The organism is Bradyrhizobium genomosp. III (assembly GCF_000261705.1).
Classification (GTDB): Bacteria; Pseudomonadota; Alphaproteobacteria; order Rhizobiales; family Xanthobacteraceae; genus Bradyrhizobium; species Bradyrhizobium ottawaense.
This window is the reverse complement of record NZ_AJQF01000467.1, coordinates 1-14,556: the sequence shown is the minus strand read 5'-3', so window position 1 is coordinate 14,556 and position 14,556 is coordinate 1. Positions and strand designations below refer to the sequence as shown.

At 63.7% G+C, this 14,556-nt stretch carries 15 protein-coding genes and 1 pseudogene; 4 read left to right on the top strand and 12 right to left on the bottom strand.

The genetic code is table 11. The features are described 5' to 3' along the window. Together IC66_RS0136965 and IC66_RS0136960 are read left to right on the top strand one after the other, a co-directional pair. On the top strand, positions 1-781 hold a 781-nt coding region (locus IC66_RS0136965; RefSeq protein WP_038950963.1), incomplete at its 5' end, for a YeaH/YhbH family protein. Then, positions 778-2,316 carry a SpoVR family protein gene (locus tag IC66_RS0136960; RefSeq protein WP_028145662.1) on the top strand — a complete coding sequence of 513 codons (1,539 nt, stop codon included), beginning with the start codon at positions 778-780 and terminating at the stop codon, positions 2,314-2,316. The genes IC66_RS0136965 and IC66_RS0136960, both read left to right, overlap by 4 nt. Before the next feature lie 253 nt (positions 2,317-2,569). Here the strand turns inward: IC66_RS0136960 and IC66_RS0136955 are convergent, their stop codons facing one another. From IC66_RS0136955 to IC66_RS0136930, 6 genes are all read right to left on the bottom strand, one after another. Beyond that, positions 2,570-3,004 (bottom strand): DUF1801 domain-containing protein, encoded by a 435-nt coding sequence (locus tag IC66_RS0136955; protein ID WP_038950962.1) that lies wholly within the window; start codon positions 3,002-3,004, stop codon positions 2,570-2,572. Between the two features lie 14 nt (positions 3,005-3,018). Then, entirely contained in the window at positions 3,019-3,213 is a 195-nt protein-coding gene (locus IC66_RS0136950) for a hypothetical protein (protein WP_085967818.1), read from the bottom strand. A 59-nt stretch (positions 3,214-3,272) separates the two neighbouring features. Beyond that, positions 3,273-3,704, bottom strand: coding sequence for an SRPBCC family protein (locus IC66_RS0136945; RefSeq protein ID WP_028145659.1), 432 nt, complete (start codon positions 3,702-3,704; stop codon positions 3,273-3,275). Then, the gene (locus IC66_RS0136940) at positions 3,701-4,024 is read right to left on the bottom strand and encodes an ArsR/SmtB family transcription factor (protein WP_028145658.1); all 324 of its coding nucleotides are present in this window, start codon (positions 4,022-4,024) and stop codon (positions 3,701-3,703) included. Before IC66_RS0136940 ends, IC66_RS0136945 begins: the two co-directional genes overlap by 4 nt. Before the next feature lie 263 nt (positions 4,025-4,287). Then, a complete protein-coding gene (locus IC66_RS0136935; protein WP_028145657.1) occupies positions 4,288-4,737 on the bottom strand; it encodes a DsrE family protein in 450 nt (149 codons plus the stop codon). Positions 4,738-4,780: 43 nt separating this feature from the next. Then, positions 4,781-5,401, bottom strand: coding sequence for a hypothetical protein (locus IC66_RS0136930; protein ID WP_038950961.1), 621 nt, complete (start codon positions 5,399-5,401; stop codon positions 4,781-4,783). Between the two features lie 304 nt (positions 5,402-5,705). Between IC66_RS0136930 and IC66_RS0136925 the strand changes: the two genes are divergently transcribed. After that, positions 5,706-7,226: an SUMF1/EgtB/PvdO family nonheme iron enzyme gene (locus IC66_RS0136925; protein ID WP_038950960.1), complete on the top strand. Its 1,521-nt coding sequence runs from the start codon at positions 5,706-5,708 to the stop codon at positions 7,224-7,226. A 17-nt stretch (positions 7,227-7,243) separates the two neighbouring features. After that, a complete protein-coding gene (locus IC66_RS0136920) occupies positions 7,244-7,693 on the top strand; it encodes a DUF4399 domain-containing protein (RefSeq protein WP_028145654.1) in 450 nt (149 codons plus the stop codon). Here IC66_RS0136920 and IC66_RS0136915 read toward each other — a convergent pair whose 3' ends face one another. The 6 genes and pseudogenes from IC66_RS0136915 to IC66_RS48665 all read right to left on the bottom strand — a co-directional run. Next, positions 7,694-8,749: a 2-oxoacid:ferredoxin oxidoreductase subunit beta gene (locus tag IC66_RS0136915; protein WP_018318541.1), complete on the bottom strand. Its 1,056-nt coding sequence runs from the start codon at positions 8,747-8,749 to the stop codon at positions 7,694-7,696. 130 nt (positions 8,750-8,879) lie between these two features. Further along, entirely contained in the window at positions 8,880-10,727 is a 1,848-nt protein-coding gene (locus IC66_RS0136910; RefSeq protein WP_028145653.1) for a 2-oxoacid:acceptor oxidoreductase subunit alpha, read from the bottom strand. After that, positions 10,697-12,496 carry an FAD-dependent oxidoreductase gene (locus IC66_RS0136905; RefSeq protein ID WP_028145652.1) on the bottom strand — a complete coding sequence of 600 codons (1,800 nt, stop codon included), beginning with the start codon at positions 12,494-12,496 and terminating at the stop codon, positions 10,697-10,699. Before IC66_RS0136905 ends, IC66_RS0136910 begins: the two co-directional genes overlap by 31 nt. A gap of 236 nt (positions 12,497-12,732) precedes the next feature. Further along, positions 12,733-13,410 carry a DUF4286 family protein gene (locus tag IC66_RS0136900; RefSeq protein WP_028145651.1) on the bottom strand — a complete coding sequence of 226 codons (678 nt, stop codon included), beginning with the start codon at positions 13,408-13,410 and terminating at the stop codon, positions 12,733-12,735. A gap of 24 nt (positions 13,411-13,434) precedes the next feature. Continuing rightward, positions 13,435-14,421 (bottom strand): prolyl aminopeptidase, encoded by a 987-nt coding sequence (gene pip / locus IC66_RS0136895; RefSeq protein WP_028145650.1) that lies wholly within the window; start codon positions 14,419-14,421, stop codon positions 13,435-13,437. Next, a pseudogene (locus tag IC66_RS48665) lies at positions 14,411-14,556 on the bottom strand (pyrroloquinoline quinone biosynthesis protein PqqE); the annotation flags it as partial. The gene pip and the pseudogene IC66_RS48665, both read right to left, overlap by 11 nt.

Genomic DNA, 14,556 nt, shown 5'->3' with positions numbered 1-14,556 from the left:
CCCCCCCCGCCGCATCGCGCTCAAGCGTCCCCGCAAGGAGGAGATCGAGGAACTGGAAGCCGCGCTCGCCGCGTGTACGGACGAGGACGAGCGCGTGGAGCTTCTCGCCCAGCTCGAGAAGCTGAAGGCGAAGTCCAAGCGGATTCCCTTCATCGATCCGCTCGACATCCGCTACCGCCGCTTCGAGACGGTGCCGAAGCCGGTGGCGCAGGCGGTGATGTTCTGCCTGATGGACGTGTCGGGCTCGATGTCCGAGCACATGAAGGATCTCGCCAAGCGCTTCTACATGCTGCTCTACGTGTTCCTGAAGCGCCGCTACAAGCACGTCGAGATCGTCTTCATCCGTCACACCGACCGCGCCGAGGAGGTGGACGAGCAGACCTTCTTCTATGGCCCGGCCTCGGGCGGCACGCTGGTCTCGAGCGCGCTGCAGGCGATGCACGAGATCGTGCGCGAGCGCTTCAACCCGTCGGACTGGAACATCTACGCCGCGCAGGCCTCCGACGGCGACAATTCCTATTCCGACGGCGAGCTCACAGGGCTCCTGCTGACCGACAAGATCCTGCCGGTCTGTCAGTTCTTCGCCTATCTCGAGGTCGGGGAATCCGGCGGCAGTGCCTTCGATCTCTCCGACTCCTCGCTCTGGACCCTTTACGAGCGCCTGCGCAACAGCGGCGCACCGCTCTCGATGCGCAAGGTCAGCGAGCGCAGCGAGATCTTTCCGGTGTTCCACGATCTGTTCCAGCGCCGCGAAACTGCCCAGGAGAAAGCCGCTCCATGACGGAACGATTGTTCGAAGGCGCGGATTGGGATTTCCACACCTTGCAGCGCATCACCGATGCCTGCGAGATGGTGGCGACGAAAGATCTCGGGCTCGACGTCTATCCGAACCAGATCGAGGTCATCACAGCCGAGCAGATGCTGGATGCCTACTCCTCCGTCGGCATGCCGCTGTTCTACAAGCACTGGTCGTTCGGCAAGCAATTCGCTTTCCATGAGGCATCCTATCGCAAGGGCCTGATGGGGCTCGCCTATGAGATCGTGATCAACTCCTCGCCCTGCATCTCCTATCTGATGGAGGAGAACACGGCGACGATGCAGACCCTCGTGATCGCGCACGCCGCTTTCGGCCACAACCACTTCTTCAAGAACAACTACCTGTTCAAACAGTGGACCGACGCCGACGGCATCCTGGATTATCTCGACTTCGCCAAGACGTATGTCATGCAATGCGAGGAGCGCTACGGCCGCGTCGAGGTCGAGCGCACGCTCGATGCCGCGCATGCGCTGATGTCGCACGGCATCGACCGCTATCCCGGCAAGAAGAAGCTGGACTTGCGCGCCGAGGAGAAGCGGGCAGGGCGGCGCCGCCAGCACGAGGAGGAGGTCTTCAACGACCTCTGGCGCACAGTCCCCAAGGGCGCGGCCAAGAGCCGGTCCGCGCTCAGCATCGAGCGCCGCCGCAAGCTGCTCGGCCTGCCGCAGGAAAACCTGCTCTACTTCCTGGAGAAGAGTGCGCCGCGGCTGGCGCCGTGGCAACGCGAGCTGCTGCGCATCGTCCGCCACATCGCGCAATATTTCTATCCGCAGAGCCAGACCAAGGTGATGAACGAGGGGACGGCCACCTACGTCCACTATCGCATCATGACCAAGCTGCACGAGCAGGGCCGCATCACCGACGGCAATTTCCTGGAATTCCTGGGATCCCACACCAACGTGGTGTTCCAGCCCGAATTCGACGACCCGCGCTTCTCCGGATTCAACCCCTATGCGCTCGGCTTTGCCGTGATGCAGGACATCGAGCGCATCGTCACCAAACCGGAGGACGAGGACCGCGAATGGTTCCCCGACATCGCCGGCAAGGGCGACGTGATGGGCGTGCTGCGCGACGTCTGGGCCAACTACCGCGATGAGAGCTTCATCGCCCAGTTCCTGAGCCCGAAGCTGATGCGGCACTTCCGCATGTTCCATCTGCACGACGATCCCGAGGAGCGTGCCGGCATCCGGGTCGATGCCATCCACGACGAGCGCGGCTTCCGCCGCGTCCGCCGCGAGCTGGCGCGGCAGCACGATGTCGGCTTCATCGACGCCAATATCGAGGTCGTCGACGTCGATCTCTCCGGCGACCGCCGCCTGATCCTGCACCACCACGTCATCAAGGGCTCGCAGCTCAACGAGACCGATGCCAAGCGGGTGCTGCAGCACCTGGCCGATCTCTGGACCTACGACGTCGCGCTGATCGAGGTCGATGCCAACGACAAGGTCATGCGCGAATACGTCGTGAGCCCGCGCCCGATCCCGGCGGCGGTGGCTTGAGGCGGCTGACTGTGCCGGACGTCTGATGGGTTACCCTCAACTAGCGCACCGGCGGAGGTGCGTTCCCTCCCCCCTTGTGGGGGAGGGTTAGGGAGAGAGGGGTACCCAGCAAAAGGTGCTGGTCGTTGATGATGCACCGAGTGCGATCGCGCGACGGAAAGAATCCCCGTGTCGCACCCCCCTCCCTGCCCCTCCCCCACAAGGGGGGAGGGAACGGAGAGAGGCTCCGAACTCGCTTTGAACTCGCTACCCCTTAGCGCTTCGCCGGCTTCTTCACCTTGCTCATATTCAACTCCACCGCCGCGCGGATCAGCGCCTTCAACGCCTTTTCGTTGATCTTCTCGCCCTCGCGAATGTCGATCGCGCGCCGGACATTGCCCTCGAGGCTGGAATTGAACAGGGCGGCCGGGTCGTCCAGCGCGGCGCCCTTGGCAAAGGTCATCTTCACCACTTCCTTGTAGGTCTCGCCGGTGCAGATGATGCCGTCGTGCTCCCAGACGGGAACGCCGCGCCACTTCCATTCCTCGACGACCTCGGGATCCGCCTGCTTGATCAGGCCGCGGACCCGCGCCAGCATTTCGCCGCGCCAGTCGCCGAGCTCCTTGATCCTGCCGTCGATCAGCTTGGCGGGCGACGGCCCAGTCGCGTCTTTCGTGCTGGTCTTCTTCGCCGCTACTGCCTTCTTCATCGTCTCGCCTCGTGTCACGCGTTGCCGCGGCGGCCGAGATAGGGCAGCGCGAACAGATAGAGCCCGGTCGCCAGCAGCGGGATCAGCGGGACCAGCGCCAGGAAGCCGATCCAGACGGCCTGGAGCTGCATGGTCATGGCGACGATGTTGGCGATGACGGCAAGCGTGAAAGCCATCGACAGCCAGCGATGGATCTGACGAATCCGCATGTCTGTGCTCACTGGGGTCTCCTTCTAGAGATGATTGGAATGGAAATGGCCGGCCGGAGCTATTCCCCCCGCGCCAGCACCTCGTCCAGCTTGGCAAGGAACTGCTTCCAGCCGGCATGCGCGCCGCCGTAAGCCTGCTTCTGCGTCGGGCTGAAGCCCGCCTGCTCGACGCGTAAGTGCGTGCCCGCGCCGGTCGGAGTCAGCGTGAAGGTGACGACGCTCTTGAGGTCGAACGCGGCGTCCTCATGCGAGAAATTCCAGGTGTAGGCGAGCGTCTTCTGCGGCTCGATGGTGAGCACCTCGCAGTCCAGCACGCCGCCCCATTCGCCGCGAAGATTGAAGCGATGACCGACTGACGGCTTGAAGTCGTTCTTCATCAGCCATTCCTCGATCAGATGCGGCTGCGTAAGCGCGCGCCAGAGCCGCTCGGCCGGGAAGGCGAATTCGCGCTCGATCACGACGGAGCGCGTTTCGCTTGAGGCTTCGGTCATTGGTCCATCCTCTTCAGGAGATCGTCGAGTGCGTCGAGCCGCCTCTGCCAGAATCCGGTCATCTGGCTGGTCCAGTCGAGCAGCGGATCGAGTGCGCCGGGCTGCGCGCTGTAATGGGTCTGCCGTCCCTCATGGCGGTCGCGCACCAGGCCGGCCAGCTTCAACGCGCCGAGATGTTTTGAGACTGCCGGCTGGGAAACGCCGGATCTCACGGTCAGGGCCCCGACCGTCTGCTCCCCCTCGCGGCACAGCCGCTCGAAGATCGCCCGCCTTGTGGGGTCGGCGAGCGTCCGGAACAGGAGGTCGGGGGCGAGGGACATGGGAATCCATAACCGGGAAGTTATGGTTTAACTCATAACCGTTGGGTTATGGGTAAGTCAAGCATGATGGCGGCGGCGGGAGCTTTGAAGCGGAAGGCATCCGCGGGCGCGACTTACCTCTCTCGCTTGCGGGAGAGGTCGACGCGAAGCGTCGGGTGAGGGTTCTCTCCTCTGGGGGTTCTTCATTGCGGAGACACCCTCTCCCCAACCCTCCCCCGCAAGCGGGGGAAGGGGCGCACCTTTCTCGTGGCAACCGCAATGCCCTACGGCCGCAGATACAGATACCCCTGCGACTGCAGCTCAGCCAAACGAACCACGCCGCCCTTTTCCGCGCTCACGAAGCCCGGCAGCAGCTCGGTGAGCGTCACGTTCTGCGCCTTCATCGTGTTGCCGCACGCGGCGAGCTCGACGCCATCCTTGGAGAATTCGCCCACGCGCTTGCTGATGTCGGGGTTGGCCTGCGCCGAGTGGAATGCCTTCAGCGCCGGCCCGTGGATCACCAGCGCGATCGTGACGTGATCAGGACCGTCGACGCCGTCGATGTGGTTCTGGATGTTGCCGAGCACGAAATTGACCTTCTCGGCATCGCTGAGATGGTAGACCACTTTGAGCTTGTTGCCCGCGCCCGCTTCCGTCGCGGCTTTCGCGCTGGAGGCACCGAATGCCGCGCCCAGGGCCGAGATTGCGCTCCACAAGATGTTCCGCCGGTTCATGGCGATCTCCCTCGACTGGACTGAATTCGCCGGCGACATATCATCATTTGTGGCGGAGGGCGGCGAGTTCTTTGCGGTCGGTCACCAGCGAAGCGCACTCGCTGTTGTCGGTGCGGTCGAGGCGGAAAATCCGGTCGTCGGCACCGCCGACCAGCGACTGCTCGGCCTCGTCATCCGGCTTGTTGTTCTGCCAGACGCGGACCTGTTCGAGCCGTACGATCGCCGATCGGTCGTCTTTGGACAGTGCAACGCCGATGCCACCGCCCTCGCAATCGACACCGCAACCGAGGCGAACCTCGTTGCCGTCCTTGGTGAATACGGCGTGGTTACAAGAACCGCTGGAGTCGAAATCGCCGGAGCGATGGCGGTACCTGAAGCCCAGGCGGAAGGAATTGTGCAGCTCCCTGTCTTCCTTGTCCAACTCGGCTGAGATCAGCAGCTTCATCGAAGCGACCTTCTGTTTCGGATGCCGCGCCAGATGCTCCGCATCGTAGCGGCGGACGAAGCAGGCATAGGCCTTGTTGCCGGGGGTGCCCGCATACATCCGCGTGTTGAAGGTCTCGGCCTCGGCCTTGCTGGCTTCGCGGATGTCGTCAGCCTCATCCGCGTGGGCCGCGCTGATGAGTGCGGCAACGGCGAGGGCAGTCAGGAGAGAGAGCTTCATGATGGCCTCGAGCGCAATAGCTGAGCTGTAGGCTTTAGACGCGGCCCAAGTGCGACGCGTTCAACGCGCGCAAGTCGCGCATGATCATCGCAGCGCGGAGTGGGATGGATAGTTCCAGGCACGGCGTTAGTCACCGGGAGGGCGAGGAAGGTTCAACCGATGCGACGCCTTCGCCGTCCGGAACTCGATCCCTGGGAGTCCTTCGACATTGCTCCATTTCATCAATGTGATAGCCTTCACAGACGGTCGCCTTTAGCGGTCGTAAGCTGGGGCTGCCTTTGTAGGTTTGTGGAGTCCCCCCGCAATGGGCGAAATTCGCAACTTCAGACCCGGAAGTCAGGATGAGCCGCCTCCGCACGGCTCAATGCCTCGTCGTCTCGCAGCCATCATCGTCGGTGACATCGCCTCCTACAGCCGCATGATGCAGGCCGACGAGGAGGGCACGCATGTCCGTGTCAAGCGGATCGAGCGTGATCTCATCCAGCCCAGCATCGTCGAACATCATGGGGCGCTGGTGAAGACGACGGGCGATGGCTTCATCGCGATCTTCGACAGTCCTGTCGAGGCCGTTCGCTGCAGCATCGTCATCCAGCAGAACCTCATCGGCCGCAATGCCTCGCTTCCGAAGCACTCCCGGCTCGAATACCGGATCGGCGTCAATCTCGGTGACGTGATCGTGGAGCCGGACGATGTCTATGGCGACGGAGTCAACATCGCCACACGTATCGAGGGTATCGCCGAGCCCGGTCACGTCTATATCTCGGGCGCGATCTACGAGCAGATCAAGCACAAGGTGGTGTGCGGCTATGAGTCGCTCGGGGACCGCAAGGTCAAGAACATCACGGATCCGGTGCGCGTCTATCGCGTGCTGCCGGACGCAGATGCCGTCGGAAGGACGCGAGGACGGCGCGAGAATACTCTGATCTTTCTCCTTGGCATCACGCTGCTGGTGATTGCGACCGGCGCGCTGTGGTATCTGCTGGCGCAGCCGCGGGGTGGAGTGGGCGAGCAGGCCGCCACGCCGGCCGCATCCCCGGTCGCTTCCCCGAGCCCGCTGGCTCCGCCGCGCGAAGCGGCGACGCAAACGCCGCAACCATCTCCGTCATTGGCGTCGTCTCCGGCACCGGCGCCCAGCCCATCGGCCACGCCGCCCCGCGAACCCGAGATGATCGCCATTCGCGGCGGCAGCTTTGCGATGGGAAGCAATGACGATCCGACCGAACGTCCTGTCCACCAGGTCACGGTCAAGCCGTTCTCGATCGGCAAATATCCGGTGACCGTGCAGGAATGGAACGAATGCGCGGCCGCAAAGGCGTGCAGCTTCACCGCTACCGGCAAAGACGATGCGCCGATCAGCAATGTGAGCTGGACCGACGCGCAGCAATATGCGGGGTATCTGGCGCAGGCGACCAAGAAGCCCTACCGGCTTCCGAGCGAAGCCGAATGGGAATACGCCGCGCGCGGCGGCACGCAGAGCAAATATTGGTGGGGCGACAAGCTCCAGCCAGGCATGGCCGGATGCAAGGATTGCGGTGACCTCGCGGCCGAGCAGCCGGCGAAGGTCGGCAGCTTCAAGCCGAACCCGTTCGGCCTCCACGACATGGGTGGCGGTATCGATCAATGGGTCGAGGACTGCTGGCACAAGACCTATCAGGGCGCGCCCACCGACGGCTCGGCATGGAGTGGCGGGGACTGCAGCTCGCACGTCCTGCGCTCGGGCTCGTGGAAGAACGATGCGAGATATGTGAGGCCATCCAATCGCGATGGTTACGACACCAATGTCCGTTATCCCACGCATGGATTCCGCGTCGCGCTCGGTCCGTAAGTGCTGGAGTGGATTTGATGAAGATCATTCATTGTGTCGCATTGGCGACGGCGATCGCAGTGCACCCGGGCGCAGCCTACTCGCAGGGAAAGACCGCGCCAAAGGACGCAAAGCTCTATTTCATTACGCCGCACGATGGGCAGAAGGTTCGCGGTGGATTCTGGGTCCGGTTCGGGCTGCGCAACATGGGCGTGACGCATGCCGGCGACGATTACCAGAATGCCGGTCATCATCATCTGCTGGTCGACGTCAACGATCCCATCGATCCCAAGGAGCCGATCCCGCAGGACAAGTCGCACCTGCATTTCGGCGCAGGGCAGACCGAGACCATGCTGGACCTTGCGCCGGGGACTCACACCCTGCAGCTGGTGCTCGGCGACGCCAAGCACTATCCGTTCGAACCGCCGGTCGTGTCGGAGAAGATCACGATACGCGTCAGGTCGCCGGCTGCGGCCCGGAGCAAATGATCACCGCAGGCTGGCGTTGATCTTGTCCAGCACGGCCGAACCCGGGCACAGCGTGTCCGCTTCCAGCGTGTTGAGCGGCGTCTCGACCGTGTTGAGATGCTCGTGCAGATCTTCGGCGTCGGGGTCGACGTAAAGGAGACCGGTGACGATCTGCCCCTTGGCGGCGTGCCGCGCGAGGAAGGTCTGGGCGCCCAGCCGGTCATGCGGATCGTAGTCGGCGTCGATCTTGCGCAGCGCGATCTTGCTGCCGTCATGCTGCTCGACCATTTGCACCGTGCCCGGCGCATAATCCACCGCGATGGGGTCGCGGCCGACCAGCACGTCGAGCCGGTTCACGGCGTCGTTGTGCTCGCGGACATAATCAAAGCTCTTGGTCGAGCCGGCGTGGTTGTTGAAGGCGATGCAGGGGCTGATGACGTCGATGAAGGACGCGCCCTTGTGGCGGATCGCGGCCGCGATCAGCGGCACCAGCTGGGTCTTGTCGCCGGAGAAGCTGCGCGCGACGAAGGTGGCGCCCAGCTGCAGCGCGATCGCAACGAGGTCGATGGCGTTGTCGGTGTTGGTGACGCCCTTCTTGGACTTCGAGCCGCGGTCGGCGGTGGCCGAGAACTGGCCCTTGGTCAGCCCGTAGACGCCGTTGTTCTCGACGATGTAGGTCATGTTGACGCCGCGCCGGATCGAGTGTGCGAACTGGCCGAACCCGATCGAGGCGGAATCGCCGTCGCCGGAGACGCCGAGATAGATCAGATCGCGGTTGGCGAGGTTGGCGCCGGTCAGCACGCTGGGCATGCGGCCGTGCACGGAGTTGAAGCCGTGCGAATTGCCGAGGAAATAGTCCGGCGTCTTCGACGAGCAGCCGATGCCGGAGATCTTCGCCACCCGGTGCGGCTCGATCGAGAGCTCGTAGCAGGCCTCGATGATCGAAGCCGTGATCGAATCGTGACCGCAGCCGGCGCACAGCGTCGAGATCTTGCCCTCGTAGTCGCGATGCGTGTAGCCGAGCTCGTTCTTCTTGAGGCCGGGATGATGGAATTTCGGCTTTGCGATGTAGGTCATGAGAGCACCTGCGATCCCAAGCCCGTCATGGCCGGGCTTGTCCCGGCCATCCACGTCTTGTCCGGGAAGAAGAAAGGCGTGGATGCCCGGATCAAGTCCGGGCATGACGATGGGGAGAGCAACGCGTCGGTCATGACACGGCCTTACGGAGCGGGGTCACCTTGAGGTGATCCTGGTGGTCGCCAATGGCTTTTGCGATGAAACGGGCGGTGATCGGCGAGCCGTCATAGTGCACGATCGGCACGAGGCGCACCGGGTCGATGCCGTTCTCGTTGACGATCAGCTGGCGGAGCTGGCTGTCGCGGTTCTGCTCGACGACGTAGACGAAATCGTGCTCGGCGAGGAAGCTCGCCACGCTCGAATGGAACGGGAAGGCGCGGATGCGCAGGCGGTCGAGCTGATGCCCGCGCGCTTCCAAAAGGCCGATCGCCTCGTCCATCGCCGGTGAGGTCGAGCCGAAATAGATCACGCCGTATTTGGTCGGCCGTTCCGCATTGGCCTGCAGCGGCCGCGGCACCAGGTCCTGCGCGGTCTCGAACTTGCGCATCAGGCGCTGCATGTTGTCGGCGTAGACCGAGCCTTCCTCGGAGTAGCGCGCATAGCGGTCGCGCGAGGTGCCGCGGGTGAAATAGGAGCCCTTGGTCGGGTGCGTGCCGGGATAGGTGCGGTAGGGGATGCCATCGCCGTCGACGTCGAGATAGCGGCCGAAGTCGCGCCCCTCTTCCAGCATCTCCTCGGTCATCACCTTGCCGCGGTCGTATTGCCTTGCGTCGTCCCATTTCAGCGGGCGGCAGAGCCGGTGGTTCATGCCGATGTCGAGGTCGAGCATCAGGAAGATCGTGGTCTGGATACGCTCGGCGAGATCGAACGCGGCGGCCGCGAATTCGAAGGCCTCGGCGGGATCCTCGGGGAACAGCAGCACATGCTTGGTGTCGCCGTGCGAAGCATAGGCGCAGGCGATGATGTCGCATTGCTGGGTGCGGGTCGGCATGCCCGTCGAGGGGCCGGCGCGCTGGATGTTCATGATCACGGCCGGGATCTCGGCGAAGTATGAGAGGCCGATGAACTCGGTCATCAGGGAGATGCCGGGGCCTGACGTCGCGGTGAAGGCGCGGGCGCCGTTCCAGGACGCGCCGATGACGATGCCAATCGAGGCCAGCTCGTCCTCACCCTGGACGATGGCGTATTTCGCCTTGCCGGTCTCAGGATCGTGCCGGTATTTCTTGCAGTGCGCGGTGAAGGCTTCGGCCACCGAGGAGGACGGCGTGATCGGATACCACGCGCATACCGTGGCGCCGCCATAGACGGCGCCGAGCGCGGCGGCGCTGTTGCCCTCGATGAAGATGCGGTCGCCGACCTTGTCCGACTTTTTCACCCTGAGGCCAATCGGGCATTTCAAATTCTGCAGCGCCCAGTCGCGCCCCAAATGCAGCGCATGGACGTTGGAGGAGAGCAGCTTTTCCTTGCCCTTGTACTGCTCGCCGATCAGCTGCTCGATCAGCTTCGGGTCCATGTCGAGCAGCGCCGAGAGTGCGCCGAGATAGATGATGTTCTTGAACAGCTGGCGCTGGCGCGGATCGGTGTAGGTCGAGTTGGTGATGGCGGTGAGCGGCACGCCGATTACGGTGATATCGTCGCGGAATTTGGTCGACGGCATCGGCTTGGTGGAATCGTAGAACAGATAGCCGCCGGGCTCGATGCCGGCCACGTCCTTGTCCCAGGTCTGCGGGTTCATCGCCACCATCATGTCGACGCCGCCGCGGGCGCCGAGATGGCCGTCCTCGGTCACCCGCACCTCGTACCAGGTCGGCAGGCCCTGGATGTTGGAGGGGAAGATGTTGCGTGGGGACACCGGGACGCCGTGGCGCAGGATCGCGCGCGCGAACATCTCGTTGGCGCTGGCCGAGCCCGAGCCGTTGACGTTGGCGAAGCGGACGACGAAGTCGTTTACGCTGCTGATCGGCTTTTTGTCGGGCATGTCGAACCTGCGTGGGTCATCTCGATGAAATATTTTTGCATGTCCCAGGCGCCGGTGGGACAACGCTCGGCGCACAGCCCGCAATGCAGGCAGACGTCCTCGTCCTTCACCATTACGCGCCCGGTTTTGAGATCCGAGGAGACGTAGAGGTCCTGGTCCGGATGCGGCGAGGGTGCCTTCAGGCGCTGGCGCAAATCGCTTTCTTCGCCGTTGCCGGTGAAGGTGATGCAATCCATCGGGCAGATGTCGGCGCAGGCATCGCACTCGATGCAGAGCGAGGTCGAGAACACGGTCTGGACGTCACAATTCAGGCAGCGCTCGGCTTCGCCCAACGCCAGCTTGACGTCGTAGCCGAGCTCGACCTCGGCGCGGATGTCCTTCAGCGCGATCACCTTGTCGCGATGCGGCACCTTGTAGCGTTTGTCGATCGAGATGTCGTTGTCATAGCTCCATTCGTGGATGCCCATCTTCTGCGATGAGACATGCACGTCGGGCAGCGGACGCTCGGTAATGTCCTCGCCCGAGAGCATCTTGTGGATCGACAGCGCGGCGTCATGGCCGTGCGCCACCGCCCAGATGATGTTCTTCGGGCCGAATGCAGCATCGCCGCCGAAGAACACCTTTGGATTGGTCGAGGCGAATGTCTTGGGATCGACCTTGGGCATGTGCCATTTGTCGAACTCGATGCCGCAATCCTGCTCGATCCAGGGGAAGGCGTTCTCCTGGCCGACTGCGACCAGCACGTCGTCGCAGGGAATGGTCTGATCGGGGTCGCCCGAAGGCACGAGGTTACGGCGGCCTTTGGCGTCAAATTCGGCTTTGACGTGCTGGAAGGTGACGCCGATGAGCTTGCCGGCGACGTGCTTGAATGCCACCGGCACCATGTAATTGAGGATCGGAATATCCTCGTGGATTGCGTCCTCCTTCTCCCACGGCGAGGCCTTCATCTCCTCGAAGCCGGAGCGCACGATCACCGTGACTTTCTCGCCGCCGAGGCGGCGCGCGGTGCGGCAGCAATCCATCGCGGTGTTGCCGCCGCCGAGCACGATCACGCGCTTGCCGATCTTGTCGACATGGCCGAATGACACGTTGGCCAGCCATTCGATACCGATATGGATGTTGCCCGCCGCTTCCTTGCGGCCGGGAATGTCGAGCTCGCGGCCGCGCGGTGCGCCGGAGCCGACGAAGATCGCGTCGTATTTCTCCGCGAGCAGCGACTTCATGCTCTCGATGCGGTGGCTGCCCTTGAAGTCGACGCCGAGACCCAGGATGTAGCCGGTCTCCTCGTCGATCACCGAATTGGGCAGGCGGAATTTCGGGATCTGCGTGCGCATCATGCCGCCGGCTTCGGGATCGGCATCGAACACGGTGCAGTGATAGCCGAGCGGCGCCAGATCGCGCGCCACCGTCAGCGAGGCGGGGCCGCCACCGACGAAGGCGACGCGCTTGCCGTTCTTCGGCGAGGGGCGCGGCAGGCGCTGCCTGATGTCGTCCTTGAAATCGGCGGCGACGCGCTTGAGCCGGCAGATCGCGACCGGCGTCTCCTCGACGCGTCCGCGGCGGCACGCCGGCTCGCATGGACGATCGCAGGTGCGTCCCAGAATTCCGGGAAACACGTTCGATTTCCAATTGATCATATAGGCGTCGCTGTAGCGGCCTTGTGCGATCAGTCGGATATATTCGGGAACCGGGGTGTGCGCAGGACAGGCCCATTGGCAATCGACCACTTTGTGAAAGTAGTCGGGGGCCGCGATATCGGTCGGTTTCATTCCTACCCTGTCCGCGCAGGCTCAAAGACCCGGCGGCCTCTTCTGAGCTTGGCGAACGCTTAACGCGCTGCGATCTGGTTTCTGAATGACGTCATTGGGTTAGCTTATTAGAACCTTTCCGAAGTACAACGGCAAAGTTCGGCGCGTCCCCGCTTTCATGGGAGCTACGCGCGCACAGCATTAACGGCCGTGCGCGATGCGCGTGCGGTGCAATATGTTGCGATGCAGATGGTTGTTCAGCCGCGCGCGATATCGCTCTTCGCGAGATCCCACATCAGGCTGTAAGTCCCGACCGAGACGGGCAGCGGGAAGGGTGATGCGGCAGGGCCGGTGAAGCGCTCGGCGATCACGGCCGAGACAGCGCCGACATGCGTGCCGTCGATCAGCACGAACCAGTCGCGGACGCCTTCGTTGCGCACCGCCGGAATGTCCGCTGTCGCGCCGGACAATTCCGGCTCGCTCTCGAGCAGATGCATGGAGATGATGCCGTCGCGCTTCTCCGGCGCCAGCTTCTCTTGCAGTGCATCACGCCATGCGCCGGCATTGTCGGGCGTCGGCCGCAGGCGCACCACGCCGAGCGCAGCGCCGCGGCCGGTGCCGTTGCTGATGGTAATGCGAGCGACGACACGGAGCATGTCCTTGAAATGCGCCATGCTCCGCCGCGACCATTCGGTCTGGTTGGCCAGCCGCGCCCGATAGGCGGGACTGTCGAGCACGTCGAGCGTCGCGGTCGAGTACAGCGAGAGATATTTGGGATTGGCGGCATGCGCGACATAGCGCCGCGCTTCCAGAAAGCCCTCGATCGCGACGCGCTCTTCCAGATGTTCGCGATCGTACCAGCGGTTGAAATCGGCCTCATTGCCTGCGTCGATGTTCATCGACGTCAGCAGCATGCCCTTTCCGGCGAGCGGCATTTTCTTGTTGTCCTTTTTCGCGCATTAGCGCGCGGCCTTCGACGCAAGGTCGGCAATCGACTTCATCACCGCATCCCTCACGCCGGCATCATAGAGCGAATGTCCGGCTTCTTCCACGAGGCGAATCTCGGAACCCGGCCAAACTTTCGCGAGCGTGTGTGATGTCTCAGGAGGGCACAACAGGTCGTAGCGGCCCTGCACGATAATGCCGGGAATGCCGGCGAGCCGGTCCGCGTTCCGCAGCAGCTGGTCTTGGTTCATGAAGGAGTTGTTGATGAAATAATGTGCCTCCATGAACGGCGTCGCCGGCAGCGTGCGCCACACGTTCAGTGACGCCAGGTCCAGCCGCGTCTTCGCCGCCTTGTGCTCCGACAGGGCTCGCTCGGTATCGTGCCAGGCGCGGGCCGCAGGTCCGTGAATGGCCGGATCGGCATCGAGGATGCGGCGATAATAGGCTTCCACCGGGCGTGCGCGTTCCCCGGGCGGCAGCACGCTCAGAAAATCCTCGTAGAGCGCGGGATAGAATTGCGGCAGGCGCACCGTGAAGGCCGTCTCGACCTCTGCCCGCGTGCCCAGAAAGGTCGCGCGGAGCGCAATGCCGGAGATGCGCTCCGGATGGGCCTGCGCGTACGCCAGCGCCAGCGTCGCGCCCCAGGAGCCGCCGACGACCATCCAGCGTTCGAAGCCGAACTTGTCGCGGATCATCTCCATGTCCGCGATCAGATGTTCCGTGGTGTTGTGCTCGCGCGATCCCTTGGGACGGCTGCGGCCGCAGCCGCGCTGGTCGAACAGCACGGCGCAGAAGCGATCAGGGTCGAACAGCCGGCGATGATCGGGCTGGCATCCGCTGCCGGGCCCGCCGTGCAGGTAGACCGCGGGAATGCCGCCGCTGCGACCGACGCTCTCGACATAGAGCTCATGGCCGTCGCCGACGTCGAGCATGTCGGAGGTCAGCGGCGCAAACGGATCGGCGCGCCTCGCGGCTGTGCCTGCGTCGGCGTCAGGCCCCATTCTCAGATTCCAGGGTGCCGCCGGCGAAGTTGCGATAGAGGAAGCGGCTGGTCTCGCCCTCGGCCTCACGCTCGGCCTGCTTGAAGATGGTTTCGTGCAGCGGCGACAGTGCGCAGGCGGGATCGGTGTTGGCGG